We start from the raw sequence: 24,525 nt of genomic DNA on the forward strand, positions 1-24,525 counted from the left end.
AAAGTAGTTTATTTATCAACAGGGCGAAAGCATGCAGAGGGGAGTTTTATACGATGAGGAGACAGGTTCACAGTAAAGAAGTGAAAGCAGCAGCGTTACAGAGATTGACAGATCGTGGAGTTACGATTGAAGATATCGCCGAGGTTGTCTACCTCATGCAGGCACCGTACCATGTGGGATTGAAAATGGAGAGTTGTATTGAGAGCGTTCATGCTGTATTAGAGAAGAGGGAGATTCAGCACGCGGTTCTAGTAGGAACGGAACTTGATATATTAGCGGAAAAAGGCTTACTAACAGAGCCTCTCCAGTCGATTGTGGAAAGTGATGAAGGATTATTTGGATGCGACGAGACACTGGCTCTTGGTTCTGTCTTTGGCTATGGAAGCATTGCTGTTACAACCTTCGGTCACCTGGATAAGCAGAAGGTAGGCATTATAAAAAAACTGGATACGAAGCGGGGGTCAGGGATTCATACGTTCTTAGACGACTTGGTTGCAAGTATTGCTTCATCTGCTTCTAGCCGCATGGCTCACCGTCTGCGTGACGAAGAAGAAGCGGAACGTGACAAGAAGTTAAGCGCAGCGTCTGATGAAGACCAACAAGCAGGTTAACGTGGAATAAATTACCTAATTTTTGGAATGACTAATATATGAGGTGCGGAGATTCTTCTCTGCACTTTCCTGATTTTTTTCTTGGAAGCTACAGGTGGCCATGCATTGATTGAAAGGCTTTGTTTGGTAATGCAGGCATCGTTTGCAAAAGGGCTCTACATAGTGGACAACCGGGTTGGAATAAAACCTTTTTTCAAACGCAAGCAGTTGCTTAACCACTACCTTGATCAATTGCTGGATCATCTTTTTGGACTCCGTCGGATCAATCACGAGGAAACAGACATGAATGGAGTCTTGCCTAATGGTGATCTTAGATTTGAGATGCAGGACGGGATCACTGATCTGGACCCCATCTAAGAGCAGCTGAAGCCCTAAGGCACTGACAGGCTTGATGATAAAGGTTTCTGAAATATGGTGCTGAACAATGCCGTGAAATTCATGCTCCAATCTAAAATGAGAGTGAAACGTCTTAGAAGGGAAAGTTTGCTTGTACCATACACCTAACATGATAAACCATCCTTATCTGAACTATTTACCTTTAGTGTTCTCTATTGTGTGAAAATCAATAAAGGGGTTTTTCTGTAATGAAATGGATTTACTGGTCAAGAATGTTTGAATCTAAGTTTCAAGCGGGATGTTTAGCGAAACGAATGAGTGATGATTGGTGGGTTTATGGGTATGACAGTCCAAAGGAGATAGAGATTTTTCGTTATAAGAATGGAAAATACGGAGTTCGCTATTACTGGTAGGCCTTGCTTTAATTTTAAGAAATATTGGGTTTCAAACAAAACTATTGCCTATTTTATGCGTATAACTATGTAAGAAAAAAATACGGAGGTTCACAATGAAACGCAAGGCGATAGCTCTTCTCTCCACCTTATGTCTCTTAGGTTCTACACCTGTCCTTGGCGCTCCAGTTGAGGATTCCTTCTTTAAACGCTTCGTTAAGGTTGACTCTATCCTCGAAAGAGGGATGAGCACTGCCGAGACCCCTTCGGACGGGGATGTGATTGCGGCTCTTGGTGCCAAACCGAATGTCAATATGATCGTATCGGAGCAAGTAAGGGAAAGCACAACCAATCGGATCTCGCTGACTCCTTTTACTTCAGTCAAGAAAGATCAAAAGGTAGTCCCACATCTGTATTACATGATTGATAATGCTCCAACGACTAGAACACTGATCTCCCAGATTACCGTGCTTGATCCACGAAATCGAGAAGTTTTTACAATGGACTTAGACGTCGTTAATACCATATCCAGAGGAACAGCTTTTGTGGGTATCTCTACGCTTGATGAAATTACGTTTGACCGGGTTGGCGAATATCGAATTCAGTTCCATATGAAAACGAAAAATACGGATAAAGCAGTTCGAGTTGGACACATTATGATCAAAGTAACGCCTTAAAAATAAGGAACCACGGGCTGTTTGCGTGGTTCCTTATTTTTCATTGAAGGAAAGCTTCGATTTGAGAAGTTTTTATGGTAAGGTATTGGTATTCTAACTTCAGTTGCATAAGGGGTAAAAGTAATGAACCGAAAGATTTTCTACGCCATATGTGCAGGATTAGTTCTTCTTGTTTTCGTCATTGCAATGGACACGTTTGATGTCAGAGATCAGCTTGAGCAAACGAGGTTTGAATCTATAAAGGAAGCTCAAGCCCTTGAGGAAGCTCAGGAAGCAAAAGTAGTAGAGGTACCCATCCAAACCATAGAAGGGCTACCTTATGTTAATTTGGATACGCTAGCTAGCTCTCTAGGGGGAGCTGCAGATATTGATCAATTAGAGGGTACGGCCAGCTATAGGGAACCAGGCCTAGTACTAAATTTGGTGAGGGATACCCCTATGGTGGAGAAGAATGGATTATATCTGCCAAATGGACAAAAAACATTATTCAAAGAAGATGCCGTATGGATACCCGCAAGCATAATGAAAGAGTTGAACGATGAAGTGGTTTTTGGGACAGAATACGCCCAAGTCATCGTTAAAGATAGTCGCGGGACATCTCTTCCAGTTAATCAGGCCCAAGCCCCTATTCCTGAGCAACTATCTGATCAACAATTAATCAGCTATCTTTCTTTCTTGAAGATTCCAATCGATGGAGCACATATCAGCAAAAAACCATCGCATCTCCCGGGTGCCCCTCGAACCTACAGAAATGGAACACATGAGGGAATTGACTGGTATGCCGGCACTAGCGGGATCAATATAACCGAGAATACACCTGTTAAATCGATGGCAGATGGCATTGTTGTTCGGGCTGATCATGATTATGTAGAATTTACGCTGGAAGAAAGGGAAAAAGACTTAGTTCTTTCTTCTCAGTCGAGTCATACGCCTATCTATATCTTAGATAAACTTAGAGGAAGATCAGTCTGGGTACAGTACGATAAGGGAGTAATGGTACGATATGCCCACTTATCCAAGGTAGAGCCTGGCCTCACTGTAGGACAAGCCGTATCAGCTGGAGATGTAATCGGCTATGTAGGCAATTCGGGGACAAGCTATGGGGTAGAAGGTTCCTTAGGGGGCTTACATCTGCATTCGGATATTCTGATTTATGGGAGACTGTTTTGGGAGTATGTGAAGGCTGAAGAACTTCCTCAAATCTTAGAGCAGCTTTTTCATTCTTAATTGAACTGTAAAAGAAAAAAGAGTATTCTTGTCAAATGACAGGAATACTCTTTTTTTTATTTACGTGGGTAGTAATACATCACTCGATTGTTGAAGAGGTGGAGTTCACCTTGGAACTCTTTAGCGAGATACTTGCAAAATTCATTAGCCTTCCCTTTATCCCCATGTGTGCTTCCTTCCGGGAGGGAAACTTGTATATAGTACTGAAGCTCTTCATTTTCCTGCATTTCGGTTCCGACACCGAACATAATGTATTTATAAAGCTTAGGATCGTTTCCTTTAAGATAGAACCACTTGCCCTGGGCTTCTGGTTTCTCAATTAATGTATAAGGAAAAGCAGCATTTGCGTAGCCCCAATCGAGTTGCTGGCCAGTTTTTTGGGTCATTTCTATGTAATGAGTCATTTTATTTTTTACATCTTCAAGAGAAATCTGCTGAACGCGTGAATCCTTTACTAATTTGATATAGGCACTGCTTCCCATGTTCCTCACTCCTCGTCGTTCGCGGTTTATCTAAAGGCTTAATAGCCTAACCTTTTTACTCATTCACATCTTAGCATTCTAACAGAGCTTTGACAACTCATGCCAAATACGGAAAATGAAAAAAAGGTTGACTAAATTTTTAGAAAAATATACAATAGACATAATACTTTATATACAACACAAAGAGGGCATAGGACTAAACAATAATCGGATATCAAAGAGATGTAAGGTGAGGAGAAAACAATGAAGGATATGCAAGATCGTATTCAACAACTTCATGAAGCTCTGAACATGTTTCGAGCGATATCAGTTGTCAATAAGGATGACTGGGAAGCGGCTGCGAAGAAACTCAATTTGGATTCAGCAGTTCAGCTTAATATTCTATGGATCGTGTACTGTTACGAAGGAGTTAGAGTGACTCAAATTGCAGACTGGACATTTTGGCATCCTTCATCTGTGGTTATTCATGTGAAGAAAATGATGGAGAAAGACCTTCTCACCATAGAAAAGAGCGACAAAGATGGTCGGGTGGTTAACGTCTATTTGACCAGCCTAGGGAAGAAGATTGTAGAGGACAGTAGAGTACAAGCCCTTGAGAACTTCCATTTCACTAAGGCCTTAGAGAGCTTCCGTGAAAGGTATGGTCCGAATGTCATGAACTTATTCTTTGAATGCTTAACTTTTCTCGCCCAAGAATTGCATGGGGAAGAGAAGATTAAATGGATCAAAGAAAGCGAAGAAAAAGTCAGAGAGATCTCGTAATAAAAGAAGTCCTGTCTACCATCAAGCAGACAGGACTTCTTTTATTTTATTTTGGCGCAACGGGATAGATGTTCAGCTGTTTTTCGATCAGATGTCCATCGTCACTGCGGATCGTAACTAAAATACTATAGTTTTGATTGAGGCTGTGCTTATCTACTCGGAACATCATGGTTTCACTATGGGTAACCGAACTGCTAACGGAAATTTGTTTCGGTACCTTTACATCCCAGTCTGCGGGAATTCCCTGATAATCGATGGCATACGTTACTTTGCGGTTGTAGTTATTGTGTATGGAGAGACCGTAAGTATAGGTTAGGTATTCTTCGGTGGGTATACCTTGGATTTTTTTGTCTATGGATACAGAAAAACCACTGCTTGAATAGATCGAGAAGCCTAGCAATCCCATGAGTGATACAACAATGATGAGTAGTACAAGCCCTGCACCTCTGAACATATTCTTAAATCCGCCAGGTCGAGAATCCTTATCGGAAAGAATCATCTGGAACATGCCGTAAGGGCAGGCGTTGCGGCAGAAGTTGCTTCTTAGCTTAAAGATCATAACGAAGAAAAAGAGAACCAGAAGGGCATAAGCACCAAACGCCCAACTATTCCACTGCAAGCTGATAATCTCTTGGAAAAGGGTAATCGGATTAAAAAAATAAGCAACCATGCTAAAAGCAATAATAGGGGCAAATAGGACGGAAAGGAAGATATTAAGAAACTGACGCAGGGTGGGGCTAGATTTTAGTTTATCCGTTCCTGTTATTTTGGCAATATAGACAGAAAATGTATTATGTGGACACATCCAACCGCAAAATTGCCTCCCAAACCATTTCGAAATGCCGACAAAGAAAAAGACGAGCAACAAGACAGAGAGAAGTAAAATATAGGCTTCATTAAAGGAGAAGCTCTTGCGAAAAACATAAAATTGAAGTTGATTTAAGTCCATTCGAAAAAGATCAAGCAAAGGAACGATAAAAAATAATAGGAAGATGCCAACTTGAGTTAGAGGTCTTGTAGCTCCGACCTTCATGTGACTCACCTCAACTATTCGCTTTATTTACCGTCATTTTCTCATACCCTACTAGGTAAATAAAGTGAATACTTTGTGAAGAGAACGGATGAAAAAAAGGTCCTTTTGGGAAAAGGACCTCTTCTTCTACTTAATGGGATCATGTCTTTTTATAACACGAATCATTTCAATATTCTCGTCTTCTGGACCTTGAACAGGCAGACCAACAGCAAGGTTTTGCTGAATATACTCGATATTTTCTTCCGTAATAATCTCACCAGGAAGAAAAATTGGAATTCCTGGAGGATAAATCATTAGAAATTCAGCAATTATTCTGCCTTGAGACTCTTTTAGCGGGATGATTTCTGTTTCGGAATAGAAGGCATCTCTCGGACTAAGGGCAAGAGCGGGAATTCTTGGCAACGTAACTTTGACCGTTTCCACTCTTTGCTTAAGATAAAATTCATTAGATAAATGCTTTAAAGCATGAATTAGAATGCCGATGGTTTCATCGGAGTCGCCAGGCGTGATGATACATAAGATGTTGTATAAATCGCTCATCTCAACCTCTATGCGATAATGTTCCCTTAGCCATTTTTCTACTTCGTATCCTGTAATCCCTAGCTCTTTTACATGGATAATAAGCTTAGTAGGATCCATGGCATACGTGGCAGGGCCACCGAGGATCTCTGAACCAACGCAATAAATACCTGGAATCTGGTTGAGCTCCCTACGTGTAATTTCGGCCAATTTGATTGCTTCTTCTGCCATGTCTCTTCCGTATATCGCAAGTTGTTTACGAGCGGTATCGAGGGAAGCCAACAAAATATAGCTCGTCGAGGTTGTAGTAAGCATACTAATCACGGACTTTACACGATTGGCGGATACTAATCCTTCCTTCACATTTAATACCGAGGTTTGGGTTAGTGAGCCCCCCAATTTGTGGACGCTTGTCGCCGCCATATCTGCACCGGCCTGCATGGCTGAGATCGGCAAGTTTTCATGGAAGTGGATGTGAACTCCATGTGCTTCATCGACAAGTACAGGAATTTCAAAGCTATGGGCTAGTTCTACAATTTCAGCCAAATTTGCAGAAATACCGAAATATGTAGGATTAATAACAAGGATGGCCTTAGCCTCTGGGTGGTGTTCTAGGGCTTTACGTACAGAATCAGTTGTGACTCCATGGGAAATACCGAGTTTTTCATCCATTACAGGATGTACGAAAATAGGGATCGCGCCCGAGAAAATAATAGCGGACATAACCGACTTATGAACATTCCGAGGAACAATAATCTTCTCCCCGGGGCCACATACAGCCATAATCATGGTCATAATGGCTCCACTGGTTCCTTGAACTGAGAAAAACGTGTAGTCTGCACCGAATGCTTCTGCCGCGAGTTTCTCCGCCTCTAGGATCATCCCTTTGGGATGGTGCAAGTCATCTAGAGGACCTATGTTAATCAGATCAATAGACAAAGCGTTTTTACCAATGAATTCCCTGAATTCAGGGTTCATTCCTTGACCCTTTTTATGACCTGGGATATGGAATTGAATGGGGTCTCGCTTGCTGTGCTCAACTAAGCCAGTAAATAGCGGAGTTACATTTTGATCCATAATTATCCCCTCCCATCCATGATAAAAATTGCAACAAAATTGAGTATATCAAAATCGAGTCGATTTTCAACAATATTTTTCTTTTAGGGTTTGCATAAAAACAAACGTTCATTACATAAAAATCCCTCCACATTTTGGGTGGAGGGAAAGGCTACGCTAAAGATAGCTTGTAAAGAGGCATTAGCGTTTCAAAAGTTTGTTTGGCGTATTGAAGGAAGGCAGCTCCATCATCAAGCAAGGGATCTGTGGCTGATAGATGCTTCCCGACCAAGAGCTCCGCTTTTTTCACGTCCCGGAAGCGTTCAACGGCCTGCGTAAACTCTGAGATATTCAGCCCTTCCATCGGGATAGAGTTCTTTTGGGTATGGTCTAGAGATAGGACATAGTCTTTCGGGATGGTTTGGTAAACCGTGTCAATTTGTTGTAGGAATTGTTCTGCAATATGGGTCTTGTTAGGGACTTCGTAAATATAAGCCAGCCAAAGGAAAACATGATCGTCGAAAAGGCCCACCTGAAAATGAGGGTGTTTCTTATATCCTCTTTTGTCGTGACAAATGGCTAGCCAAGTGTCTTTTGGGGGGTTGACGGTACGTCTGGCATGTTTAGCAATGTGAAGATGCATCTCGTTTCCTGCCATTAGGGCAAGATCATCAGACAGGAAGGACCCTATTTCTTGAAATTTTGGCTGGATGCGTTCTTTAATGGCTTCCATTCTTTCATCCAGTCCAGATATAGAAAAAACGTTAAAATCATGAGGGGTAAAACCGGAAAACGTCATTTTTTCTAGAACCTCCGTAACTATCATTAGGGATATCATAACTATATCATAGACGACATATAAATTTAAAACAAAGAAAGAACAGAGAAAGAGCTTACAGGCACAAAATGGAACATTTTTCAGCATGGTTTACGTAAAAAATGTCTTGATTTTATTGTTTATTCATAATATTATTAAGGTAAATAAACTGAAAATTTAGAAACTACGGAGGAGCTATCTATGGAAACTTATGAGGTTATGGAATACACGAATATTACCTTGCAGTTTGAGCGGGTTCAGATCGAACGTCTCATTGAGGCTTTTGTAGAAGCTGGACTCCCGATATCTTGGAAAGAAACCAAAAGGTACTTCACCCTTTCCGTACAGACAACTTGGACTACCCAGAGACTCACTTTTGATAAATATGGAAATCGATTCAAACTTAAAAATAAAAGCTACAACATAAAAGATCAGAAATTTGCTAAGATTCTTCAGCATTTTATCCTAGAAGTAAGAGGTCATGCGATTCTGAAACTTCTTTCAAACGAACAGCTTGTCGTGCAGAATATCCGCTATGGTGAGCCTATCCGAATTATCGAGATCAAAGGTCCGAATAAAAAAATTCTGTTTGAGAAGGAGTGTATCGTAACGATGGAACAAGTAATCGAGGCCATTCAACGCAAGGATGCAGAAGAGCGTATTCCAGTACTCAAGATGGAGCTTGATTATGAATTGTCTAGATTATTTGAAGCGATGGAGAAGGGAGACGTAAATCAAATAGAAAGCAGCAAGCAAGAACTGGAGAAGTTGAGAGTAGAGATGCTTCTGTTAGAAATATAAGCACGCCAAAAAGAGGAGCCTTAAGGCTCCTCTTTTCATTCCAGGATAATTCTTGTATTATAGGTAGGTATCTTTCCAGTCTATAGAGTGAATTTGTCGAGGCACATCGTACAGACTAGGAACAAGATGGTTTGAGGAAGGATGAATCAGCTTGAACACCTGGAATGAATCACAACTATTATGGGTTACTGTTGTTTTTTTGACTTTACTTGTATTTTCTTCCTTAATAGGACTGATTCTCACATCGATTCAAGTTCGTAGGTTGCGTAAACAATTCAATCAGTTGATGAGAGGCACAAGCGAGGAAAACTTAGAACAACTACTTGAAAAGCTGATTATCCAACTCCAAGGGGTCGAATTGGAACATCAGATTCAGCAGCAAGAGATCAACCGCATGACGGAATCCCTGCAGAGGAAAAAGGGTAATGTTGGAATCGTAAGGTTTAACGCATTTCACAATGAGGGCAGCGATCTCAGCTTTTCCATTGCCGTTATGGATGAACTTAGCGATGGATTTGTGCTGACAAGCATATACGGACGAGAAGAATCACGGGTCTACGCGAAACCGCTACATGGTGCTCAGTCGGTCTACCATCTTACGGAGGAAGAAATAGAGGCCATAAATAAAGCCCAAGGTAGGGAAGAGAAATAAAGTCCTTGTTTAAAGGACTTTTTTTGTTTGCAAAAGAATAACATGGCTAAAATGGGCTCAAAAAATATTGACACAATCTTCTGAATATGATAACCTAAAAAACAAAGTGGAGTTGAATCGGCATGTTTGTATTTGACATCGATGGCACATTGTTGAATAGCAGGGAGCAGATTCTCCCCAAAACTCTTCTTTCCCTGCAGAAGCTTCATGCCGAGGGACATCCGATTGCACTCTGTACGGGAAGGACATGGGCGTGTACCAAACCCGTCATGAAGAAGGTGTCTCCTTGGATCGATTATGTGATCTGTGGGAATGGCTCACACATTCGGACCCGACAAGGCGAGATTCTATATGATAATAACTTGCCTCCTCATTTTATTCGCCGGTTTATTGAACTTGTGATGGGATTAGCTGACTTCTTGATTGCAACCAATCATATGGTCATCAGCACATCTTATCATACTCCGTATAACGATGTGGAGCACTGTATGCATTTGTTTGACCAGACCCGCTTCCATGAAAAGATTCATGCAAAAAACTTACTTGCCTTTAATATTGAGAAGATAAGCACCCGCAGAAGAGAGTCGATCCGTCGTGAATTGGATAGCATAGATCCAAGAATACGGCTCAGCCCACTCCCTCATATGTGGGAAGTCTTGTCAGGGGTCGATAACAAGGCTACTGCCCTTACACGTTTGAGTGAATCTATTGGCATTCCGCTTTCAGAGTTCACAGCCTTTGGTGATAATTATAATGACATTGACATGTTTAAGGTTGTTGGTAAGGCCATTGCGATGGGAAATTCCCCTGATGAGGTAAAGAGCTATGCCCATCATGTAATAGGCTCCAACAATGAGGATGGAATATATCACTTCCTGGAGAGGCCTCAATAAAAATTGGATAAAAGTACAACGGTGATTCTTAAGAAATCTGTGTTACAATACATGTAGGCTTATATTTCGATCCAAACCCTCTGGGACAACTCGTGTGTTTCAGATGTATCCTGACTAGTCCTTAGGGGCTAGTTTTTTTCCGTATTTTCATGCTCAAAGCTTGTTCTATACAAGCAGAAAAGGTAAAGTAATAGTTGTGAGGTGAAACAAATGGACTGGATAAGAATGATGATGGATACATATCCCTATTATATTATTCTCATACTTGCTGCTTTCGTATATGAACTCGGATTTGCTCGGAAACTTCCCATCCTCAAAAAGATATTTATTTATATTCTTTTGGCTGTGGGGTGTGTCCCATTGACTATCCTTAAGGCACTGGGCTTGCCCATGATTGAAGCGATGCTTGTTGCTGCAGGGTTGCTGCTTTTTGTTCGATTTCGTCGCCCTACGGACACGAGAGAAAATGAAGGGATGAGGTAGATGAGTCTTTACGATACTTTATTCAATTGGCTACAATTATGGCTTGTGGCAGAAGCTAGAGCAGAGGATGAAGCGGCAAAGGATTCAATGGAACATGTAACCCAAATGCTAAAAGAGGTTTTTGATGCTGAAGTTAAAGAGGTCAAGCGGCAAGCCGATCAGTATTTGGTTACATATAGGAAAGAGGGTATAGAGGCAACGGAAGTGTTTCGAAAAGAAACCGCAGAGACCTTGCTTGTCTTCATTAACGAAAATCCTGAACGATATGATTTTAAGTAAGAATTCTATTCGCATTTCAGGAGAAAAGATATTATAATGTAGCTATTGATTTAAAAAGAATCTAAAATAGAGACGTTGAGTTAGGAAAAGGAGTGAACGGTAATGGGTAAAACATCGAGAGCGTTGCTCAGTTTATTGGCGGGCGGACTCGTTCTTAGTTTAGGGTTGGCTTTCTCCGGTATAGGCGTTCAAAAAGAAAGCGAACAAGCTGAAGTAGCAGCACCTACGGCGGAAGAGATTCAAGCACTAGTTCAATCTGCATGTACTTCCTGCCATGGGGCAGACGTTAAGGGCGGAGCGGCGGCACCTAGTCTACATAATCTTGACCAAAAGTATGATCAAGCTGAAATTGCAGACATTCTTCGCAACGGTAAAGGCGGCATGCCTAAAGGATTGGTTCCTGGAAACGAAGACTATGTTGCAGAATATCTATTAACACTACAATAAAAAACAAAGGCTGTTTACCCAGGGTAGACAGCCTTTATTTATTTATTTGCCTTTTGCTGCTTCGACTTCTTTCATGATTTCTTCGGGATTAAAGCCTTGAATGGGCTTATCGTTTACTATGGTTACCGGTACTCCAAGAAACCCCATGTTCTTTACATCTTCCCAATAAGCAGGTGTTGTCGTGCAATTTCGTACTTCGAACTCAATTTGATAATCACGCAGGAACATTTTTAGTACGTTGCATTCAGGGCAATGACTTGTCGCATAAACGATGGCTTTCATGAGATTGATTCTCTCCTTTAGATGGGTTCATTTGCTCGCCTTTATTGATAGTATACCAAAATGGATTGATGATTGGCAGTGATTGGGTATACAATAATAGAGGCACATATATTGGCTAAGGAGGTTTGTGCATGGCAGAAATAGTAGCTCATTCCTTAAATGAACAATTGCTACCGTTGCTCAGAACAGAAAGATTCGTGCTGTTGAATACGGTGGATAAAGAAACGGGGGCTCCTAATATGAGCGCCATTTCTTGGATTCATGCTCCTAGCGAATCCTGTATTTTTTTCGCTGTCGATAATCGTTCACGCATCGTGGAGAATATTAAGAATAACGTATTGGTAACTCTTACGCTCATCGGCGCAGGCTCTGTTTATGCGATTGCGGGTCACGCTACCATAGTAGACGAAAACATGACAGGTGTACCGTTAAAACTAGCCAAGGTACGGATGGATATAAGGGAGGTTCGGGATGTCATGTTTTATGGTTCCAGAATCTCAGTTGAACCCCAGTACGAGAAGACGTATGACAAAAAAGCGGCAGAGAAATTAGACAGCCAGGTCATGACAGCTTTAAAGAACAACTAAAGATAAAGAATGCTTAAAAAGGTTCCCTATCAAAAGGGAACCTTTTCATTATCTTGCTACTCTTCCGCCTTCGGTTATTTTGGGGTCCGTGCCGCTTTCTGGTGTAGCTTTTGGCAGTTGAGGCATGAAACGTCCTACGATATCCGCAAGTTCTTCGGCAAAGCCAGCGACTGGCCTACCCTTTCGAATATCTTGGTTCATTTCTCGTATACGTTGAACTACGTCAGGATCGGCCACAACAATGGCTGCAGCGCCATAAGGATCTTTGCGAAGGGCTTCGGCTACCGTATATTTGATGGTTCCTACTCTAGGGCGGTCCAAGTCTGCTTTCACATCAATGCCTACTATGGCAGTGTTTCCGAAAACAATAACGGTTGCATCATTTACATTGGCCACGCCCGCCGCTAATTCCGCGAGACGCTTGGCAATGGCCTGATGGTCCCGTTCTTGGTCCGTTTTCTGTGAAGCGGTTTGCGGAACTCTTTGCGTGTGTTGAACCTGTGTATCCTGTTGGCGAGCAGGTTGTTCCTGTCCCATGTTGCCCATCCGGCATCCGGATAATGCCAAGGTCAACACCATAAAGGTGATTATCCTTTTGTTCATGCAGGATTCATCCTCTCCAGTGAGATTTATCTTTATTCTCCCGCTTAGCCTAAAGATTCATGCATATAATTTTTCCATTTCTTCAGGAAAATAACTCGTCTATATTTTCATTTGCATCATAAACTAAAAGCAAACTCCTAATTTCAGACCATTATTTCCCTATCCTGCATAAAATAGTACCAAGCAAAAAGTTCTGATCAATTGACAAGAATTATAGGAGGCGAGATATTGAATAAAATCTACGTCTTGGATACGAATGTATTACTTCAAGATCCCAATGCGATTTATTCATTTGAAAATAATGAAATCGTAATCCCAGCAGTCGTACTCGAAGAGATCGATTCAAAGAAAAGGTATATGGATGAGATTGGAAGGAATGCAAGATTCTTCTCCAGATTGATGGACAGTTATCGTGAGAAAGGAAGGCTGCATCTGGGAGTTACCCTTGAAACTGGGGGAACCCTTCGAATCGAATTGAACCATAAGTCTTTCACGAGGATGCAGGAGCACTTCGGCGAAGTAACAAACGACAACCGCATTTTGGCGGTCGCATTAAATATTCAGGCGGAACAGCAAGAAATGGGGAACGGACGCCCAGTTATCATTGTAAGTAAGGATGCCCTCGTGCGAGTGAAGGCTGATGCCTTGGGTATCGTGGCAGAAGACTTTTTATCGGATCGGGTCGTCCATGAATACACCAATTTATATACCGGCCATTTGAAAATGGCGGTTTCAAGCGAATATATTCAGCAATTCTATGCCAATGGAAAAATCGAGACGGCGAAATTAGCTCCTCGGCATACCTTTTATCCTCACCAGTTTGTCATTATGAGAGATGAACTCGGAGGGTCCCAATCTGCAATTGGAAAAGTGAATCCAGACGCAAAATGGCTAGAGGTTTTGCGAAGGGATGAAGATCAGGTGTGGGGTATCAAAGCGAGGAACGCTCAGCAAAGAATGGCCATGGAATTGCTATTAAATAATAATATCCCGCTCGTAACCTTAACAGGTAAAGCGGGTACAGGAAAAACGCTGATCTCGCTTGCGGCAGGTCTGCACTTGATTGAAGACGAACGGCTTTACAAAAAACTTCTTGTGGCAAGGCCAATCGTACCACTAGGTAAGGATATCGGCTTCTTGCCAGGAGAAAAGGAAGAGAAGCTTCGCCCTTGGATGCAGCCCATTTTTGACAATCTGGAGTATCTCTTCAATACGAAAAAATCTGGAGATCTGGATAAGATTTTAGCTGGAATGGGAAGCATTCAGGTGGAGGCCTTGACTTATATACGCGGAAGAAGCATACCTGAACAATTCATCATAATCGATGAAGCTCAAAATTTAACTAAGCACGAGGTAAAGACCATCCTAACCCGCGTAGGAGAAGGCAGCAAAATTGTGTTGATGGGGGATCCCGAACAAATCGACCATCCTTATCTTGATGAATCAAATAATGGTTTATCCTATGTAGTGGAAAGCTTTAAGGATCAGAAAATGGCTGGACACGTAAGATTGGAAAAAGGAGAGCGTTCTTCATTAGCACAGCTCGCTGCAGATATTTTATAGATATGATAAGAAAACCCGTAATGATACGGGTTTTTTTCGTTTTCTCAAATCTAGGTGTTTGGTGTAGAATAGGGTAGACTGGAAAGGCCAGACTCTAAAGGAGGTTATTGCTTTGCAGATTTATATGTACCCATTAGGTGCACTACAAACTAATTCCTATGTCGTATGCAACGATGCAACGAAAGAAGCGCTGATCATCGATGTCGGAGCGAATCCAGAGCGTATTTTGGCTTGCATTGAAGGCTACGAGGTAAAAGCCATTTTACTGACCCATGCACACTTTGATCACATTGCCGGCCTAAATGAAGTGAGATCATCTACGGGGGCTCCGGTCTACATACACGGCTCAGAGCAAGAGTGGCTATCCAACCCGCAGTTAAACGGGTCCTCAAGGTGGCCTACTGTAACGTCCAGCATTGTTTGTACGCCAGCTGAACAAGAGCTAGCTGATGGACAGGTACTTGAGCTAGCAGGCCTTTCTATACAGGTCCTGTATACGCCTGGCCATTCCCCGGGAGGAGTTTCCTTCTTAATCGATGAGCACCTGTTTTGCGGGGATACGCTATTTGCCCAATCGATTGGACGGACAGACTTGCCGGGCGGTAATTATGAGCAGCTTATGGCAAGCATCGAAAGCAAGCTGGCGGGTCTTCCTGAAGGAACCATATGTTATCCGGGGCATGGTCCTAAAACAACCATTGGCTCAGAAAAGCGCAGCAACCCGTTTCTTTCAGGCATCATGAAGTAAAGCACATCTGAGGATGTGCTTTTTTAACATAATATAAAAGTAAAACACAACCCTCGGGGTAGAAGGTTGTGTTTTGGGGGAGGTTTAAAATTCCGAAAAATAATAGGGTGGGGGAGAATCCCCTCGGTTCATCACACTTGTGATGTGGGATGGTTCACTTATATAATATAAGAATATTTATAACATGTCAATAGTGTTAATCAACAAAAGGCTTGTGTGGGGGCGAATAAATTGGACTTATTGGAAACGATAAAAAGTAAAATAACGCAAAGCAATGAAAGGTCCATATCTTTCTACGAATATATGAACTTGGCTTTGTATGATCCTACGTACGGTTATTATAGCAGAGCTAAAAAAAAGGTAGGAAAAGATGGAGATTTCTATACAAGCTCTTCTGTTGGACCCGTATTTGGAGAAGTTTTGGGTGATATTTTTGCGGATATGCTCCAAACTTTGACACCAGAAGAGCCACTTTATCTGGTTGAGTTTGGTGGTGGAACCGGGGGGTTGATGGCTGACATTCTTGAGGAATGGAAGAGGAAGAGCCCAGGCCTTATTGAGCGAATTCGTCTTGTCATGATTGAGAAAAGCTCCTACCACAGAGCTCTGCAGGAACAGAAACTTAGAGCTTTCCCCGTTCAGTGGCTTGATAGTTGGGAAAGTCTTTGCTTCTCCGCTAGCGGAATCCGCGGTATCATCTATTCAAATGAGCTGCTGGATGCTTTTCCTGTCTACATTACGGAATGGACAGGCACCGAATGGGTGGAAATCAGGGTTGCCTGGAATGAGGAAGAGAGAAGGCTGGAAGAGGTCCGATCGAAGCTCGCCCATGCCGAGCTGGAATCGTATCTGGGAAACGAAGATATCCATATACCCAAAAAGCAAGGATTCCGGGTCGAAATCAATCTAGATGCGGGAAAATGGGTAGAAGCTATTTCAGAGGGCTTCACGCATGGGTATCTTGTCACTATTGATTACGGGTTCTTGCGTCCGGAATTGTACATACCAGCCAGATCGAACGGGACCTTAATGTGCTACCGCCAACATATCGCATCAGATGATCCCCTTGTCGATCCGGGAGAAAAGGACATTACTACACATCTTAATTTTTCCTTCCTGATTGAAAAGGGCGAGGAAACGAACTTAAACCAGCTTGGCTATTATAACCAAAGCCAATTTCTTATCAATGGAGGGATTCTTTCCAAGCTTCAATCCCACGATGAGACGGATCCATTTCAGGGAATCGTGAGCAAGCGAAACCGGACGATTCGCCAATTGATCATGCCAGGGGGGATGGGAGAAACCTTCAAGGTGCTGGTGCAGGGAAAGGGAGAGGTCAACAGACAAGTCCTCGGTCTGAAGCAACAGGGGTGGGTTTAAAAGCATAAAATGCAAAAAGAAGCTTGTCATAAGACAAGCTTCTTTTTATGTAGCCGGATCATTAAAGGAAGAGCGAAGCCATGGCATGATGCTCTCCGCCAAGCGGCATTACAAAGAATGCATAATAGAAGAATCCGATAAAGGAAAAAACCATATAAGCTGCAAATAGCAGCATGTACGATCTTTCAGAAAGATTAATATAGCTTAGGGCTACGAACAGGGCGGTTTGGGCAAAGAAAATCAGCGCCATGGTGGTTAAGCCACCCCACATCGCCATAAGGGCAAACATGAGGGTCCAGAAGCCCAAAACGCGATACATGCGATCCATTTGATTTCCCTCCTTCTTTGTATAAATCCATGATAATACCAGTACCATTATAATGGAGAAAACAAGTGATGTAAATGTTAAAGGTTTTGTCTGAATTATGAACGTCCAGTGCTTGCTCTTGACAAATTTCCTAGCTTGGAAGCTTCAAAATGGTGTAATCACATGTCCGGCATCCACCCATAATGGAATTCTCTTCTATTAAGGTAATATCCCCAAAGAAGGTTTCAAAAATTCCTCTGAGAAAGGTTTGATGCATCTGACAGATACTGTCCGGCATTTTTTTTGCGGCTTCCTTAAAGGTGCAATTAAAGATACGGAACTTGATGGTGTGTTCATCCAGCAAATCAATTTCAGGATTTAAGCCTTGAGCATAGATCAAACGGCGGATATAATCTAGCTTCACCTCAGGATCATCATTCAGGTTGATGCGCTCCATTTCAATTGCTCTCTTGGCAGCTTCCTGTCCGAATCGTCGGCCCATGTCGCTCAGGGCCTTTTGGCCAGGCTCGCCCAGAGATACGAGAGTATCAATGGCAATCTCCGCCAATAGTTGATAATCACGTGGAGGAAACTGAAGATTTACTACTTGTTCCGATACGGCATAGAGGCGACTAGGTCTTCCGCCTTTCCCTGTTTTCTCGGAACAAGAACTAAGAAGATTCACATCCTCTAGTTTGGTCAGGTGAAGTCTTGCGACATTGGGATGAATCTCAAAATGGTCTGCTATCTCTTGAACGGTCACTTGTCGATGACTGGAAACTACATATTGGTAAATGGCGAACCGAGTGGGGTCAGCCAAGACACTTGTAAGCTTCAGCGTTTCATTTTCCACGGGCGAATCCCCCTTGCAGGATTTAATATTCTTGGTTATTTAATCATAACACAACCTACCTATTAGAATAGATGTTATCTTATATCTGTCATTACTTTGTCAATGTTTTACACGATAAATACGTTAAATAACAAAATTGAGGGATGTCGCTGAGGATTAAACACTATTGACATAGTAATAAATTAAGTAATATACTTTTATATAGAAAGTATGGATTCGGATTTTCAGACCGGATAAAGAGGTGAAAGAAGATGAATGGAACCGTGAAGTTCTACACTTATCCCAGTTGTACTTCCTGTCGCAAGGCCAAGTCCTTCTTAAAACAAAATGGGATTGCCTATGAGGAGAGACACCTTTTTAGAGAACCTCCTACAAGAGAAGAACTTCTTGAAATTATAAAAATGACGCATAATGGACTTGACGATATCTTATCAACGCGAAGCCGGACCTTCAAAGAGCTCGATGTGGAGATCGATGACTTGACGGTTTCACAGCTCCTTGATATCCTTCACGATGAGCCGCGCCTATTGCGCAGGCCTATATTGGTAGACGGGGAAAAGCTTATTATCGGGTACAACAAACATGCAATGGAAGAGCTATTGGCTTAACTATGAAAAAAGGCTGCATCTAAGGTCGGTAAACGCCGATTTTAGAGTGCAGCCTTTTATTTTATTAAGCTAGTGATTTAAGTAATGTCGTAAACTCGAAGCGTTGGAACATGGCTTTAATCTTCTCGTGATTGAACTGGCACTCGCAATCATCCCAAACGCACTCTAAGGGAACCTCCGTGTTGATGGCTGCCAAGTTGCGCGACAGGTAAATGAGTTCTTTATTTTCAAGCAACCGTTGTTGAAGCTTGCCTGAAACTTCATGTATGGAAGCGAATATGCCGTCAATGGTGGAGTGAGCGAGTAAAAGCTTTTCTGCTGTTTTTGGACCCACATTCGGGCATCCTGGAATGTTATCACTCGGATCTCCCATTAATCCCTTGAGCTCCACGATTTGACTTGGATGTTCGAGACCCTTTTTTGTCTTTAAGTCAGCCAGACGGATCATCTCATAATTTCCAAATCCTTTTTTCATCATAATGACGGTCACGTGTTCGCTCAGTAGCTGCAAGGTATCCCCGTCGCCAGTTAAGATATACACATGCGTTTCCTCAGAACCATATTTTCGCGCGAAGGTTCCCATGACATCATCAGCTTCATAGCCAGGCACTCCTATAAACGGGATGTCAAAGCTTTCTGCCACTTCACTTACCAGATCAAATTGCGGCATAAGCTCTAACGGCGGTTCTCCTCTGTTCGCCTTATAGGCGGGATACATTTCATTGCGGAAAGTGGATTTTCCCATATCCGTCGTGCAAATGAGATGGGTGGGCTCAAACTTTTTTACCGCATCCATTAGATATTTCGTGTATTGGTAAATAGCATTCGTATAAAGGCCTTCTTTGGTCTGCATAACGGGACCGAATCCATAGGTAGCATAGAAGCCCCGAAAAAGGAGGGCCATGCTATCAACGATTAGTAGGCGATTCTTATATTCCATAGTGGTCAAACCTCTCTTTCCGAACACAATCTTTTAAACGATTCTATCCATTTACTATGCAGGAACTATTCTTTAAAGTAAAGGGTAGATACATCATAATCAGGAAAAGGCAGGTAGACACAAGGATGTCAGCTCATACTTTAAAGGTAGAGATCATGGATCAATTGGCTATCGTGACATTAGACCGACCGGAGGTAAGGAATGCGATTAGCTTCGAAATGGTGAAAGAATTGGATTTGCTGCTTGATAAGCTGGATTCAAGCCAAGAGGTTAAGGTGATTATTTTCACGGGAAGCGGGGATCAAGCTTTTGTTTCTGGAGGTGATCTAGATCAGTTCCTATCCGTCAGGGGGAAAGAAAAAGCGCTTCCCATGTTAACCAAGGTCGGCTCATTATTATCTAAAATAGAAAAGTTATCCAAGCCAACCATTGCCATGATCAATGGGGCAGCCATTGGCGGAGGTTGCGAGTTCGCAACAGCCTGTGACTTTCGATTTGCCAGTGAGCAAGCGAGGATGGGCTTTGTTCAGATTAGCATGCATATCACGACAGGCTGGGGAAGCGGAAGCCGGCTAGTCAAAAAAATTGGAAGAAGCCAGGCCTTGTCCCTTCTGCTGACAGGAGAAGTGATCGAAGCTAAACGAGCATTAGAGTTGGGCTTCGTTGACCATGTATTTGAGCATACTAGGCTAAGAGAAAAGACTTTAGAATTTGCCAGGAAGATCGCCAAACAACCCTTGCCCGGCATCCAAGCCTATATGAATATGGTGCACGACTTGGACGCAGGGATGAAATTGGAAGAAAGCATCAAATTGGAGATTGATAGATGTGCAGAAATGTGGGGCTCGGACCTTCATTTGGGAGTAGTCCAAGCATTTCTTAACAAAACTAGAGAGAAGTAGGTTTATTCCCGTTTTGATTGGACATACTGGTTTACTAGAAAAATCATTCTATGAACTCTATTACCTGCATAGAATAAATTACCACCAATCAAAACGGAGGGATTTCATATGACAGCAGCTAGACAAGATGCCTGGACGCCTGATGATGATTTGTTGCTGGCGGAGGTAACCTTAAGACACATTCGAGAGGGCAGCACCCAGCTTGCGGCTTTCGAGGAAGTTGGAGAAAAGCTAGGGCGCACATCGGCAGCCTGCGGTTTTCGGTGGAATAGTTTTGTACGGAAAAAGTATGAAGCAGCCATTCAAATCGCTAAAGCGCAGAGAAAGCAGCGAAAGCAATCGCAAAGGCTTAAGCCGATGGTACCGGTATCGACTGGACTAGAGGAAAGTGCCATGACTTCTTCCACGGTCAGCCAGGTCGTATCTAGTACGCCTGCTTCTTCCGGATATGCCAGTTTAGAAGATGAACTATCTTTTGAAGCGGTTATTCGATTCTTGAAAAACCAGAAGGAGCTTACTAAGAGAGTGAAACAACTCGAGAGGGAGATAGAGGAAAAAGATGCGGAACTCCTCGAGCTTCGTGAAGAAAACCATAAAATGAATAAACAGCTCAACAATGTTCAAACGGATTATCAGGTAGTCAATGAAGATTACCGCACGCTCATTCAGATCATGGACCGTGCGCGGAAGATGGCACTGCTGACCGAGAACGAGGATTTGGATTTGCGACCAAGATTCAAGATGGATGCAAATGGGAATTTAGAGCGGGTGGATACGTAGAGAAGGGAATGACAACAGCATTCCCTTCTTTTTTTTTTCTTTTTTGCAGAATCAAAAAAAAATCTAAAATCTGACAAGGAATTTAAAAAGTAGTGTAGAAATATAACATTACAAATCTTGTTAGCCAAATCTATTTGGGTCTGAGGTGACTGAATGATCATTCAAAAATTGTTAATCGCCAATCGAGGAGAAATTGCTAGACGTGTTATTCGAACGTGCAAAGATAGAGGCATTCAAACCGTTGCCGTTTATTCCGAAGCCGATCAGAATATGCCTTTTGTGCGCGAGGCAGATGAGCGGTTGCTCATCGGACCTCCCCCTGTTGCCCAGAGCTATTTAAAGATAGAAGAAATCATTAAGGCGGCTAAAGAAACAGGGGCTCAAGCGATCCACCCAGGTTATGGACTTCTATCGGAAAATCCAGCATTTGCGAGGCGCTGTCAAGAAGAAGGTTTAATGTTCCTAGGTCCCAACCCAGAGGTCATTGAATCCATGGGCGATAAGATCGAAGCGAGAAAGATTATGGAAAATGCAGGAGTTCCCGTTGTCCCCGGCTATAGCGGGAATATTGCTTCAGCGGAAGAAGCATGCCAAATCGCCAAGGATATCGGATATCCTGTTATGCTTAAGGCCAGCGCTGGAGGCGGCGGAATTGGAATGCAGCTATGCTTTTCAGATGAAGATATCCAGAAGGCATTTACCTCCGCTAAGGGGCGAGCAAAGGCCTATTTTGGAAGCGATGCCATGTTCATCGAAAAGTATATCGAGCAACCGCACCACATTGAAGTACAAGTTGCGGGAGATCAGCACGGAAACATCATTCACCTGCTTGAGAGAGAGTGTTCCGTACAGAGGAGACACCAGAAGGTAGTGGAAGAAAGCCCTTCGCCTTTCCTTGACAATGACACCCGCAATAAGATCTGTGAAGCAGCCATTGTTGCCGCACAAGCAGTAGATTATACAGGTGTAGGTACCATCGAATTTATTATGGGATCTGATAAGTCCTTCTATTTCCTAGAGATGAACACCAGGCTTCAAGTGGAGCACCCGGTAACGGAAGAGATTACGGGTATTGACTTGGTTGGCATGCAAATTGATATTGCGGAGGGCAAACCCTTGTCCGTGAGGCAAGAGGATGTGAAGGCTGTTGCCCATGCTATTGAATTGCGAGTTTATGCAGAGGATCCGAAGACGTTTTTTCCTTCTCCAGGAACCATCACCGCATATGAGATGCCTTCAGGCAATAGAATAAGAATCGATGGCGGAGTCGAGAATGGCTCGCAGATCACACCGTTTTATGATCCTATGATTGCAAAGGTCATTCTTAGCGGTACCACGAGGGAAGAAGCGATTGATCTGGCATTGAAGGCTCTTCAAGGAATGAAAATAGAAGGAATCAAGACGAACATTCCTATGCTTAGAGACGTATTGGAGAATGAGAGCTTCCAAAAAGGTCAGTATGACACTACATTTGTTCAAACCTATCTAAAATAATAAATTCTTAATGAAAAGGGGTTAGTAGAAATGAAAGAAGTTACAGCGAGTATGGCGGGTACGGTCATTAATGTATTAGTGGCTGCTGGAGATCAGGTTGCAGCGGGTCAAGACGTTATCGTCCTTGAATCCATGAAAATGGAGGTGCCGATTGTCTCCGAGCACGAGGGAAGCGTTTCTCAAGTAAAAGTGAATGTTGGCGATTTTGTCAATGAAGGGGACGTTATTCTAGTGCTAGAGTAGGACCTTTCAATCTTTTGATGCGGGGAGAGGAGAAGCTATGGACAAAGTCAGAATTTTTGAAGTGGGCCCTAGAGATGGACTCCAAAATGAAAAAGAATTCATTCAAACGGAAGACAAGGTAGAGCTGATTAGCTTGCTGGCCGGCTCTGGACTTTCCTATATAGAAGCCACCTCCTTCGTTAATCCGAAATGGATCCCCCAGCTGGCAGATGCAGCCGACGTGGTTCGGCTGCTTCCTCAAGCAGACGGAGTGAGCTACAGTGCGCTAGTACCCAATGCTAAGGGACTGCAGGGAGCTATCCATGCTGGCTTAAAGGAAGTGGCTGTCTTTATGTCAGCTAGTGAGGCTCATAATAAGAAGAATATTAATAAAACAATTTTGGAAACGTTCCCAACTCTTGGAGAGGTTGTACAGGAAGCACTCTCACACGGTATGAGGGTCAGGGGATATGTTTCCACTGTGTTTGGATGCCCCTATGAAGGCGAGGTAGCCCTCGAATCAGTCGTCAGGGTAACCGAGGAGCTTTTTAAGATGGGTGTCTATGAGGTTTCGTTGGGTGATACGATTGGCGTTGCCACCCCTAAGCAAGTGAAGGAGAGACTAAAGGCATTGGCTGGACTATTTCCAAAGGAACAGCTTGCAGGACATTTCCACGACACAAGAGGTACTGGCCTTGCGAATGTGTATGCTTCTCTCGAAATTGGCTTGCGAAACTTTGACAGCGCCATCGGCGGATTGGGGGGATGTCCCTATGCTCCTGGGGCATCAGGGAATATTTCCACAGAGGACTTGGTATATATGCTAGAGGGAATGGGATTATCTACTGGAGTTCAGCTCCAGGAGCTTGTGAAGGCAGGCGCTTTTATCCGGAACCGGCTGGGACGCGCGCTTCCGTCAAAAGTTCTTTCCGCGATGGCAGGCTCAGTGTGAGAGCGTAAAAAGGAGGAGACACGGATGTCCATACTTGTGCAGGCAGACGAGCAAACAGCGATCTTAACCATTAACCGTCCGGAGGTATTCAACTGCCTGAATCTCTCGACGCTAAAGGATCTGAGGCAAGCGATACAGGAATTGTCCCTTAGCAAAGTAATTCGAACGATCATTGTTACCGGTGCCGGAGAAAAGGCATTTTGCTCAGGTGCTGACTTAAAGGAACGTAAAACCATGACACCCGCTCAAGTACAAGAATACATCGTTATGATCCGAGACACCTTTACAGCTCTCGAGAAACTGAATAAGCCCGTGATTGCGGCTGTAAATGGCTTAGCCTTAGGCGGCGGCACGGAGCTTGCTCTCGCATGCGACATACGGATTTTGGCGGAAACGTCCAAAATGGGCTTAACTGAAACCTCGCTTGGTATCATTCCAGGTGCGGGAGGAACTCAGCGATTAACAAGGCTTGTGGGGAAAGGGAAAGCAAAGGAGCTTATTTTCACGTCTAGAAAGGTTGAAGCGCAAGAAGCACTGGAAATGGGATTGGCGAACCGTATCGTTAAGAATGATGAGGTCCTAGAAGCAGCGAAAGAAATGGCTCGCTTAATCGCTGCTAATGCTCCTATGGCGCTAGCTCAAGCGAAATATGCCATTGACTATGGATCGGAAGTAGATCTAGCAACAGGGCTTGCCATCGAATCGAATGCTTACCAGGTATTGATCCCGACAAAGGATAGATTAGAAGGGCTTCAAGCCTTTGCAGAAAAAAGAAAGCCAGTCTACACCGGCGAATAAACGAGGAGGGGAAACGGTTGAGTACAGTAGATTCTACGA

The 24,525-nt window shown here is 43.1% G+C and carries 32 protein-coding genes; 22 read left to right on the forward strand and 10 right to left on the reverse strand.

What is annotated here, in order from left to right; genetic code table 11:
• Positions 1–53: 53 nt before the first annotated feature.
• Positions 54–611, forward strand: a complete 558-nt coding sequence (locus tag EIZ58_RS08815) for a phosphatidylglycerophosphatase A family protein (protein ID WP_134700229.1) — start codon at positions 54–56, stop codon at positions 609–611.
• Between the two features lie 15 nt (positions 612–626).
• On the opposite strand, the gene EIZ58_RS08820 is transcribed toward EIZ58_RS08815, so the two are convergent.
• A complete protein-coding gene (locus tag EIZ58_RS08820) occupies positions 627–1,118 on the reverse strand; it encodes a hypothetical protein (RefSeq protein ID WP_134700230.1) in 492 nt (163 codons plus the stop codon).
• 77 nt (positions 1,119–1,195) lie between these two features.
• On the opposite strand from EIZ58_RS08820, the gene EIZ58_RS33215 reads away from it, so the two are divergent.
• From EIZ58_RS33215 to EIZ58_RS08830, 3 genes are all read left to right on the forward strand, one after another.
• Complete coding sequence (locus tag EIZ58_RS33215; protein ID WP_167577578.1) at positions 1,196–1,360, forward strand: hypothetical protein; 165 nt, start codon at positions 1,196–1,198, stop codon at positions 1,358–1,360.
• 95 nt (positions 1,361–1,455) lie between these two features.
• Positions 1,456–2,016, forward strand: a complete 561-nt coding sequence (locus EIZ58_RS08825; protein WP_134700231.1) for a hypothetical protein — start codon at positions 1,456–1,458, stop codon at positions 2,014–2,016.
• Between the two features lie 123 nt (positions 2,017–2,139).
• Positions 2,140–3,243, forward strand: coding sequence for a M23 family metallopeptidase (locus EIZ58_RS08830; RefSeq protein WP_134700232.1), 1,104 nt, complete (start codon positions 2,140–2,142; stop codon positions 3,241–3,243).
• Between the two features lie 56 nt (positions 3,244–3,299).
• Here the strand turns inward: EIZ58_RS08830 and EIZ58_RS08835 are convergent, their stop codons facing one another.
• Positions 3,300–3,725, reverse strand: a complete 426-nt coding sequence (locus tag EIZ58_RS08835; RefSeq protein ID WP_134700233.1) for a DUF1885 family protein — start codon at positions 3,723–3,725, stop codon at positions 3,300–3,302.
• 243 nt (positions 3,726–3,968) lie between these two features.
• Between EIZ58_RS08835 and EIZ58_RS08840 the strand changes: the two genes are divergently transcribed.
• A complete protein-coding gene (locus EIZ58_RS08840; RefSeq protein ID WP_370297642.1) occupies positions 3,969–4,487 on the forward strand; it encodes a MarR family winged helix-turn-helix transcriptional regulator in 519 nt (172 codons plus the stop codon).
• Between the two features lie 46 nt (positions 4,488–4,533).
• Here EIZ58_RS08840 and EIZ58_RS08845 read toward each other — a convergent pair whose 3' ends face one another.
• From EIZ58_RS08845 to EIZ58_RS08855, 3 genes are all read right to left on the reverse strand, one after another.
• Positions 4,534–5,520 (reverse strand): 4Fe-4S binding protein, encoded by a 987-nt coding sequence (locus EIZ58_RS08845; RefSeq protein ID WP_134700234.1) that lies wholly within the window; start codon positions 5,518–5,520, stop codon positions 4,534–4,536.
• A 126-nt stretch (positions 5,521–5,646) separates the two neighbouring features.
• A complete protein-coding gene (locus EIZ58_RS08850) occupies positions 5,647–7,116 on the reverse strand; it encodes an aminotransferase class I/II-fold pyridoxal phosphate-dependent enzyme (protein WP_134700235.1) in 1,470 nt (489 codons plus the stop codon).
• A gap of 151 nt (positions 7,117–7,267) precedes the next feature.
• The gene (locus EIZ58_RS08855; RefSeq protein WP_134700236.1) at positions 7,268–7,894 is read right to left on the reverse strand and encodes a YktB family protein; all 627 of its coding nucleotides are present in this window, start codon (positions 7,892–7,894) and stop codon (positions 7,268–7,270) included.
• Positions 7,895–8,113: 219 nt separating this feature from the next.
• Here EIZ58_RS08855 and EIZ58_RS08860 point away from each other — a divergent pair, with 219 nt between their 5' ends.
• From EIZ58_RS08860 to EIZ58_RS08885, 6 genes are all read left to right on the forward strand, one after another.
• Complete coding sequence (locus EIZ58_RS08860) at positions 8,114–8,713, forward strand: hypothetical protein (protein WP_134700237.1); 600 nt, start codon at positions 8,114–8,116, stop codon at positions 8,711–8,713.
• Between the two features lie 151 nt (positions 8,714–8,864).
• Positions 8,865–9,365 (forward strand): DUF4446 family protein, encoded by a 501-nt coding sequence (locus EIZ58_RS08865; RefSeq protein WP_167577579.1) that lies wholly within the window; start codon positions 8,865–8,867, stop codon positions 9,363–9,365.
• 122 nt (positions 9,366–9,487) lie between these two features.
• On the forward strand, positions 9,488–10,258 hold the full coding sequence (locus EIZ58_RS08870; protein ID WP_134700239.1) for an HAD family hydrolase: 771 nt from the start codon (positions 9,488–9,490) through the stop codon (positions 10,256–10,258).
• 210 nt (positions 10,259–10,468) lie between these two features.
• Complete coding sequence (locus EIZ58_RS08875) at positions 10,469–10,741, forward strand: YlaH-like family protein (protein WP_134700240.1); 273 nt, start codon at positions 10,469–10,471, stop codon at positions 10,739–10,741.
• Positions 10,742–11,020 (forward strand): hypothetical protein, encoded by a 279-nt coding sequence (locus tag EIZ58_RS08880; RefSeq protein WP_134700241.1) that lies wholly within the window; start codon positions 10,742–10,744, stop codon positions 11,018–11,020.
• A gap of 102 nt (positions 11,021–11,122) precedes the next feature.
• Positions 11,123–11,467, forward strand: a complete 345-nt coding sequence (locus EIZ58_RS08885; protein ID WP_134700242.1) for a c-type cytochrome — start codon at positions 11,123–11,125, stop codon at positions 11,465–11,467.
• A 42-nt stretch (positions 11,468–11,509) separates the two neighbouring features.
• Here EIZ58_RS08885 and EIZ58_RS08890 read toward each other — a convergent pair whose 3' ends face one another.
• A complete protein-coding gene (locus tag EIZ58_RS08890; RefSeq protein ID WP_134700243.1) occupies positions 11,510–11,749 on the reverse strand; it encodes a glutaredoxin family protein in 240 nt (79 codons plus the stop codon).
• Between the two features lie 131 nt (positions 11,750–11,880).
• On the opposite strand from EIZ58_RS08890, the gene EIZ58_RS08895 reads away from it, so the two are divergent.
• Entirely contained in the window at positions 11,881–12,336 is a 456-nt protein-coding gene (locus EIZ58_RS08895; protein WP_134700244.1) for a pyridoxamine 5'-phosphate oxidase family protein, read from the forward strand.
• Between the two features lie 48 nt (positions 12,337–12,384).
• On the opposite strand, the gene EIZ58_RS08900 is transcribed toward EIZ58_RS08895, so the two are convergent.
• A complete protein-coding gene (locus EIZ58_RS08900; protein WP_240688995.1) occupies positions 12,385–12,939 on the reverse strand; it encodes a YhcN/YlaJ family sporulation lipoprotein in 555 nt (184 codons plus the stop codon).
• 228 nt (positions 12,940–13,167) lie between these two features.
• Between EIZ58_RS08900 and EIZ58_RS08905 the strand changes: the two genes are divergently transcribed.
• The 3 genes from EIZ58_RS08905 (at position 13,168) to EIZ58_RS08915 (ending at position 16,630) form a co-directional block, all read left to right on the forward strand.
• Complete coding sequence (locus EIZ58_RS08905) at positions 13,168–14,502, forward strand: PhoH family protein (RefSeq protein ID WP_134700245.1); 1,335 nt, start codon at positions 13,168–13,170, stop codon at positions 14,500–14,502.
• 124 nt (positions 14,503–14,626) lie between these two features.
• Positions 14,627–15,250, forward strand: a complete 624-nt coding sequence (locus EIZ58_RS08910) for an MBL fold metallo-hydrolase (protein ID WP_134700953.1) — start codon at positions 14,627–14,629, stop codon at positions 15,248–15,250.
• A gap of 303 nt (positions 15,251–15,553) precedes the next feature.
• Positions 15,554–16,630, forward strand: coding sequence for a class I SAM-dependent methyltransferase (locus tag EIZ58_RS08915; RefSeq protein WP_167577580.1), 1,077 nt, complete (start codon positions 15,554–15,556; stop codon positions 16,628–16,630).
• A gap of 61 nt (positions 16,631–16,691) precedes the next feature.
• Here the strand turns inward: EIZ58_RS08915 and EIZ58_RS08920 are convergent, their stop codons facing one another.
• Together EIZ58_RS08920 and EIZ58_RS08925 are read right to left on the reverse strand one after the other, a co-directional pair.
• Complete coding sequence (locus EIZ58_RS08920; RefSeq protein WP_134700247.1) at positions 16,692–16,958, reverse strand: DUF2626 family protein; 267 nt, start codon at positions 16,956–16,958, stop codon at positions 16,692–16,694.
• Positions 16,959–17,088: 130 nt separating this feature from the next.
• Complete coding sequence (locus tag EIZ58_RS08925) at positions 17,089–17,790, reverse strand: helix-turn-helix transcriptional regulator (RefSeq protein WP_134700248.1); 702 nt, start codon at positions 17,788–17,790, stop codon at positions 17,089–17,091.
• A gap of 251 nt (positions 17,791–18,041) precedes the next feature.
• Between EIZ58_RS08925 and EIZ58_RS08930 the strand changes: the two genes are divergently transcribed.
• Complete coding sequence (locus EIZ58_RS08930) at positions 18,042–18,398, forward strand: Spx/MgsR family RNA polymerase-binding regulatory protein (RefSeq protein ID WP_134700249.1); 357 nt, start codon at positions 18,042–18,044, stop codon at positions 18,396–18,398.
• Positions 18,399–18,462: 64 nt separating this feature from the next.
• Here the strand turns inward: EIZ58_RS08930 and EIZ58_RS08935 are convergent, their stop codons facing one another.
• Entirely contained in the window at positions 18,463–19,338 is an 876-nt protein-coding gene (locus tag EIZ58_RS08935; protein WP_134700250.1) for a 5'-3' exonuclease, read from the reverse strand.
• Positions 19,339–19,463: 125 nt separating this feature from the next.
• On the opposite strand from EIZ58_RS08935, the gene EIZ58_RS08940 reads away from it, so the two are divergent.
• The 6 genes from EIZ58_RS08940 to EIZ58_RS08965 all read left to right on the forward strand — a co-directional run bounded on the left by EIZ58_RS08940 (position 19,464) and on the right by EIZ58_RS08965 (position 24,486).
• Complete coding sequence (locus tag EIZ58_RS08940; protein ID WP_134700251.1) at positions 19,464–20,240, forward strand: enoyl-CoA hydratase/isomerase family protein; 777 nt, start codon at positions 19,464–19,466, stop codon at positions 20,238–20,240.
• A 108-nt stretch (positions 20,241–20,348) separates the two neighbouring features.
• Entirely contained in the window at positions 20,349–21,020 is a 672-nt protein-coding gene (locus tag EIZ58_RS08945) for an RsfA family transcriptional regulator (RefSeq protein WP_134700252.1), read from the forward strand.
• Between the two features lie 159 nt (positions 21,021–21,179).
• Positions 21,180–22,514 (forward strand): acetyl-CoA carboxylase biotin carboxylase subunit, encoded by a 1,335-nt coding sequence (locus EIZ58_RS08950; RefSeq protein WP_134700954.1) that lies wholly within the window; start codon positions 21,180–21,182, stop codon positions 22,512–22,514.
• 30 nt (positions 22,515–22,544) lie between these two features.
• Positions 22,545–22,757, forward strand: coding sequence for an acetyl-CoA carboxylase biotin carboxyl carrier protein subunit (locus EIZ58_RS08955; protein WP_134700253.1), 213 nt, complete (start codon positions 22,545–22,547; stop codon positions 22,755–22,757).
• Positions 22,758–22,794: 37 nt separating this feature from the next.
• Complete coding sequence (locus EIZ58_RS08960; RefSeq protein WP_134700254.1) at positions 22,795–23,688, forward strand: hydroxymethylglutaryl-CoA lyase; 894 nt, start codon at positions 22,795–22,797, stop codon at positions 23,686–23,688.
• Positions 23,689–23,712: 24 nt separating this feature from the next.
• A complete protein-coding gene (locus EIZ58_RS08965; RefSeq protein WP_134700255.1) occupies positions 23,713–24,486 on the forward strand; it encodes an enoyl-CoA hydratase-related protein in 774 nt (257 codons plus the stop codon).
• Positions 24,487–24,525: the final 39 nt, after the last annotated feature.

Origin of the sequence: Ammoniphilus sp. YIM 78166, from assembly GCF_004522215.1 — a bacterium.
GTDB lineage: Bacteria > Bacillota > Bacilli > Aneurinibacillales > RAOX-1 > YIM-78166.

Coding starts and splice junctions, on each gene's coding strand:
- EIZ58_RS08920 (WP_134700247.1), bottom strand. CDS start 16,958: ATGGATCGCATGTATCGCGTTTTGGGCTTCTGGACCCTCATGTTTGCC.
- EIZ58_RS08955 (WP_134700253.1), top strand. CDS start 22,545: ATGAAAGAAGTTACAGCGAGTATGGCGGGTACGGTCATTAATGTATTA.
- EIZ58_RS08910 (WP_134700953.1), top strand. CDS start 14,627: ATGTACCCATTAGGTGCACTACAAACTAATTCCTATGTCGTATGCAAC.
- EIZ58_RS08965 (WP_134700255.1), top strand. CDS start 23,713: ATGTCCATACTTGTGCAGGCAGACGAGCAAACAGCGATCTTAACCATT.
- EIZ58_RS08935 (WP_134700250.1), bottom strand. CDS start 19,338: ATGGAATATAAGAATCGCCTACTAATCGTTGATAGCATGGCCCTCCTT.
- EIZ58_RS08945 (WP_134700252.1), top strand. CDS start 20,349: ATGACAGCAGCTAGACAAGATGCCTGGACGCCTGATGATGATTTGTTG.
- EIZ58_RS08815 (WP_134700229.1), top strand. CDS start 54: ATGAGGAGACAGGTTCACAGTAAAGAAGTGAAAGCAGCAGCGTTACAG.
- EIZ58_RS08820 (WP_134700230.1), bottom strand. CDS start 1,118: ATGTTAGGTGTATGGTACAAGCAAACTTTCCCTTCTAAGACGTTTCAC.
- EIZ58_RS08855 (WP_134700236.1), bottom strand. CDS start 7,894: ATGACGTTTTCCGGTTTTACCCCTCATGATTTTAACGTTTTTTCTATA.
- EIZ58_RS08930 (WP_134700249.1), top strand. CDS start 18,042: ATGAATGGAACCGTGAAGTTCTACACTTATCCCAGTTGTACTTCCTGT.
- EIZ58_RS08895 (WP_134700244.1), top strand. CDS start 11,881: ATGGCAGAAATAGTAGCTCATTCCTTAAATGAACAATTGCTACCGTTG.
- EIZ58_RS08890 (WP_134700243.1), bottom strand. CDS start 11,749: ATGAAAGCCATCGTTTATGCGACAAGTCATTGCCCTGAATGCAACGTA.
- EIZ58_RS08845 (WP_134700234.1), bottom strand. CDS start 5,520: ATGAAGGTCGGAGCTACAAGACCTCTAACTCAAGTTGGCATCTTCCTA.
- EIZ58_RS08825 (WP_134700231.1), top strand. CDS start 1,456: ATGAAACGCAAGGCGATAGCTCTTCTCTCCACCTTATGTCTCTTAGGT.
- EIZ58_RS08850 (WP_134700235.1), bottom strand. CDS start 7,116: ATGGATCAAAATGTAACTCCGCTATTTACTGGCTTAGTTGAGCACAGC.
- EIZ58_RS08880 (WP_134700241.1), top strand. CDS start 10,742: ATGAGTCTTTACGATACTTTATTCAATTGGCTACAATTATGGCTTGTG.
- EIZ58_RS08885 (WP_134700242.1), top strand. CDS start 11,123: ATGGGTAAAACATCGAGAGCGTTGCTCAGTTTATTGGCGGGCGGACTC.
- EIZ58_RS08900 (WP_240688995.1), bottom strand. CDS start 12,939: ATGAACAAAAGGATAATCACCTTTATGGTGTTGACCTTGGCATTATCC.
- EIZ58_RS08870 (WP_134700239.1), top strand. CDS start 9,488: ATGTTTGTATTTGACATCGATGGCACATTGTTGAATAGCAGGGAGCAG.
- EIZ58_RS08960 (WP_134700254.1), top strand. CDS start 22,795: ATGGACAAAGTCAGAATTTTTGAAGTGGGCCCTAGAGATGGACTCCAA.
- EIZ58_RS08840 (WP_370297642.1), top strand. CDS start 3,969: ATGAAGGATATGCAAGATCGTATTCAACAACTTCATGAAGCTCTGAAC.
- EIZ58_RS08830 (WP_134700232.1), top strand. CDS start 2,140: ATGAACCGAAAGATTTTCTACGCCATATGTGCAGGATTAGTTCTTCTT.
- EIZ58_RS08860 (WP_134700237.1), top strand. CDS start 8,114: ATGGAAACTTATGAGGTTATGGAATACACGAATATTACCTTGCAGTTT.
- EIZ58_RS08940 (WP_134700251.1), top strand. CDS start 19,464: ATGTCAGCTCATACTTTAAAGGTAGAGATCATGGATCAATTGGCTATC.
- EIZ58_RS08915 (WP_167577580.1), top strand. CDS start 15,554: ATGAACTTGGCTTTGTATGATCCTACGTACGGTTATTATAGCAGAGCT.
- EIZ58_RS08835 (WP_134700233.1), bottom strand. CDS start 3,725: ATGGGAAGCAGTGCCTATATCAAATTAGTAAAGGATTCACGCGTTCAG.
- EIZ58_RS08875 (WP_134700240.1), top strand. CDS start 10,469: ATGGACTGGATAAGAATGATGATGGATACATATCCCTATTATATTATT.
- EIZ58_RS33215 (WP_167577578.1), top strand. CDS start 1,196: ATGAAATGGATTTACTGGTCAAGAATGTTTGAATCTAAGTTTCAAGCG.